The 4,083-nt window shown below is 75.2% G+C and carries 2 protein-coding genes; one reads left to right on the top strand and one right to left on the bottom strand.

The window, feature by feature from the left end; all coding sequences use genetic code 11:
* A partial coding sequence (locus ACFWJ4_RS41025; protein ID WP_380554418.1) for a cytochrome P450 occupies nucleotides 1-3,204 on the bottom strand: 3,204 nt, incomplete at its 3' end.
* 160 nt (nucleotides 3,205-3,364) lie between these two features.
* On the opposite strand from ACFWJ4_RS41025, the gene ACFWJ4_RS41020 reads away from it, so the two are divergent.
* Nucleotides 3,365-4,030: a helix-turn-helix transcriptional regulator gene (locus tag ACFWJ4_RS41020; RefSeq protein WP_380554415.1), complete on the top strand. Its 666-nt coding sequence runs from the start codon at nucleotides 3,365-3,367 to the stop codon at nucleotides 4,028-4,030.
* The last annotated feature ends 53 nt before the right edge of the window (nucleotides 4,031-4,083 follow it).

Genomic DNA, 4,083 nt, shown 5'->3' with positions numbered 1-4,083 from the left:
GCCAGCGTACACGTCCTCGACGTACCGGCCGGCCTCGATCAGCCCCTTCAGCCAGGCCTGCGCCCGCTGCTCGTCGGCGCCCGGGGTGCGCTCCCGGTACAGCGCCCGGAAGGCCGCCCGGACGCCCGGCGCCATCCGGGCCCCGTCGCCGCACACGTACACCTCGGCGCCGGATTCCAGCAGCTCCCAGACCTCGGCCGCCTCGGCCGCGATCCGGTCCTGCACGTAGCGCCGCCCCTGCTGGGGCCGCTCGCTGAAGGCGGGCCGCAGCGAGACCGCGCCGGCCCGCTCGGCGGCCTCCAGCTCGCCGCGGTGCAGGTAGTCCGCCGCCTCGTCGTCGCAGCCGAAGTACAGCAGCGCCGGGGCGAGGGCGGCGCCCCGCGCGAGCAGCGCCCGGCGGTCGGCGACGGCGCCCCGGAAGGGTGCCAGGCCGGTGCCGGCCGCGACCATGACCACCGGGGTGCGGTGGCCGATCCGGAACGCCTCCCGGCAGGGCTGGACCCGGGCCAGCACGGTGTCGCCGACGGCGACCCGGTCGAGGTAGCCGGATCCGGCGCCCCGGAACGTCCCCCGGCCCGAGCGGGCCGGGGCGCTGAGCACCGAGACCATCAGCTCCACCTGGCCGGGGTCGCCGGTGGGCGAGGAGGAGATCGAGTAGTGCCGCGGCCGGATCGGCGGCAGCAGCTCCAGCAGCACCGGCCAGCTCAGCCGCTCCCGCAGCGCCGGGTGGTCCTCGATCAGGTCCAGCAGGGTGCGCGGGTCGTCGTCGGGCAGGGCCCGCAGGGCGGCCTGCTCGGGCGGGCAGGGGTTGAGCGACGCCAGCGCGGCGCGCTGCTCGGCGTTCGGGCGGTCCTGCAGCTCGACGTGACGGGTGAGCAGCTCGCGGACGGTCAGCGGGCGGTCGACGGCCAGTCCGGTGCGCCGGTGCGCCACGATGTTCAGCACCGTGTCCGGGTCAGCGCCGAACAGCTTGGCGGCGCGCTCGACCAGCACCGGTTCGTTGGCCGGGAGCACGGTGAGGTGGTCGGCGGTCCGGTAGCCGGTGCCCTCCGGCAGGGCCAGCCGGACCAGCCGCTTGACCCGGTGGTAGGCCGGGTCGGTCAGGCTGCCGACGGCGGTGACGGTCAGCTCCACCGTGTCGTGCCGGGCGGCGAGCGCGGCCAACGGGCCGCCGGTCACCTCGGTCACCGTGTACGCGGCCACCGGCGGCACCCCGGCGGGGGCGTCGGCGTCCCCGTAGCGCGCCAGCAGGGCCTCGCGCAGCGCCCCGGTGAACTGCCGCACGGTGCCCTCCAGGTCGCCGGAGGCGTCGGCCTCGGCGCGGGCCAGCAGCCGGGTGCCGCCGAGCTCGGCGAGCCGGTCGTCGATCAGCGCCGGGACGCGCTGGTAGGTCGCGGCGTAGGTGCGGTCACCGATGCCGAGCACCGCGTACTCGACGCCCTCGGCCCCGCCGCCCTCCCGGGACTCCTGGAGCCCGCGGACGAACCGGGCCGCGTCGTCGGTCGGCTGCCCGTTGTACGAGGCGGCGGTGATCACCACCGGCCGGTCGGTGGGCAGGCCGTCCGCGTACGCGTCCAGCGGGGCGGTCACGGTCTCGCAGCCGAGGTCGGCGGCGGCCTCCGCGAGCTGCCGGGTGAACTCCCGGCAGGCACCGTAGTTGGAGCCGTGCAGGAGCAGCAGCCCGGTGCCCCGCCGGACCCGTCCGGGACGCCCGGCGGCCGGTCCGGCCTGCCGGTCGACCGCCGTCGGCGCGGCGGCGGCGAGGGAGTCCGCGGGGGAGGCGTCGAAGGCCGGGGCGGGCGTGCGCCGGGCGAGGCCGAGGGTGAACCCGTCGGGCTTGATGGTGAGCGTCTGCTTGAGGGTCAGCCGGTAGTCGGCGTGGTCGATCAGCCGGTAGCGGTGCACCAGCATGCCGAGCAGCATGACGGCCTCGTGCAGCGCGAACTGCCGCCCGATGCAGGCGCGTTCGCCGGTGCCGAAGGGCTTGAAGGCGTGCGGGGAGCGGCTCTCTTCGTACTCCGGGTCGAACCGGGACGGGTCGAACAGCTCCGGGTTGTCGCCCCACGCCGGGTCGCGGTGCAGCAGCGGCGTGCTGACGAGGACGGTCTCCCCGGCGCGCAGCGGGATGCGTCCGCCGAGCAGGGTGTCCGCGCGCGCCTCCCGGCTGAACGCGGGCGCCGTCGGCCACAGCCGCAGCGCCTCGTTGAGTACCTGGCGGGTGTGGCGCAGCCGTCCGACGTCCTCGTAGGAGGGCTCGGGATCGGCCTGGTCGCCCCAGAGTTCGTCCACCTCCCGCTGCACCTGGCGCAGCGCGGTCGGGTGCTTGGCCAGGTAGTACAGCGCGAAGGAGAGCGCGCCGGCGGTGGTCTCGTGGCCGGCGATCAGGAAGGTGATCACCTGGTTGCGGATGTTCTCGGCGTCCAGCCGGGTGCCGTCCGCGGGGCGAACGGCACCGAGCATCAGACCGAGCAGGTCCTCGGCCGGGCCCTGGACGTCCTCCTCGGCGCGGGCGGCGATCACCTCGTCCACCACGGCGGCCAGGTAGTCGGAGTCGGCGCGGAAGGCCGCGTCGCGCTCGCGGTGGTCCGCCTCCGGGTCGCGGGTGAGGCTGGTCATCGCCCATTCCAGGCAGCGCACCATCGCCTCGACGAAGGGGTGCGGCTCGTCCCGCTCGAAGGAACCGAAGTCGAAGCCGAACCCGGCCAGGCCGATGGTGTCCAGGGTCATCCGGGTCATGTCGCCGGGCACGTCCACCGGCTGTCCGGCGGCCTCCCGTCGGTCCCAGGAGTCGACCAGCCGGCGGGCCACCCGCAGCATCACCGGGTGGTAGGTGCGCATCGAGCCGAGCGCGAAGGCGGGCATCAGGATGTCGTGCGCCCGGGCCCAGTTGGGCTCGTCGTTGTAGGCGGTGAACAGGCCGTCTCCGGTGAACTGCCGGACGTTCTCCAGGGCCGGGCCGATCGACTTGGTGAACCGGGTCTCGTCGGCCAGCTCGGTGACCAGCTCCAGGCCGCTGACGACCAGGGTGTCCCGGCCGTGCAGTCGCTGGACGAAGGCCGGGCCGTGCTCTCTGGCCAGCTCCATGATGCGCAGCACCGGGGCGGCGGCCGGCGGCATCGCCGAGATGTCCACCAGGGGGACGGCCCGGCTCTCGCCCCCGGCCGCCCGCTCGTCCTCGGTCGTGCGCTCCACGGTCTCGGTCATCGGTGTGCCCCTCCCACGGCAGGAAACTTTCGTCTCCCACCACTGTGCGCCCACCGGGAGGGGGTGCGGGCCGCGGTCACTACATGATTGTGTAGTGCCCGGGTCGGTTACGGGCTTGCTACGGACCGTCAGCGTCGGCCCCGGGGAAGGAGAATCACGGATGCGGACGACCGAGGGCTGCGGCCCGGTACCGGACAGCCCGCGGGAAGCGGCGGTGATCTGGCGCAACCGGGCGCTGCGGTTGCTGGACCACGTGCCGCTGCCGATCGCGGTGTGCGAGTTCGGGGGGCGCATCCTGATCGTCAACCGCGCCATGGCGGTCGAATTCGGCTGCTTGCCAGGTCAGTTGCACAACCGTAGGATCCTGGAGTTCTTCACCCTGCGGGACACCGGCACCCTTGAGGCGCTCACCGAGGCCGTCCGGCTGCACCGCCGCTCGCAGTACCCGGCGCGGGTCTCCTGGACGTCCGCCGACGGCCGCGAGCGGCACGGCGAGATGACCGTCGACCTGGTCGGCGACACCCCGGAGCAGACCCCGAGCCTGCTGCTGTCGCTGCGGGCGGCGCAGCCAGCGGCCGCCGCCCCGGCTCCCGGCCCGCAGGTCGAGGTCAGCCCGGTCGAGGCCCGGATCCTGGCCGCGGCGGCCCGGGGCGACACCACGGCGCAGATCGCCCGGGAGATCGGTGTCACCCCGGACGGGATCAACTACCACCTGGCCCGCCTCACCCGGCGCTGGCGCGTCCCCAACCGCACCGCCCTGGTCGCCCGGGCCTACGCCACCGGCGTCCTGGCCCCGGGCGCCTGGCCGCCGCGGCCGGCCCGCTGAGCGGGCGAGGGCCCGGGGGCATCCGGGCCGGTCCGCCGGCCGTGCCCGAGTGG

It is taken from the genome of Kitasatospora sp. NPDC127067 (assembly GCF_042724755.1).
Lineage (GTDB): Bacteria > Actinomycetota > Actinomycetes > Streptomycetales > Streptomycetaceae > Kitasatospora > Kitasatospora lactacystinica.
Note: the sequence above shows the minus strand (reverse complement) of the source record. Positions and strands in the feature narration are given on the sequence as shown.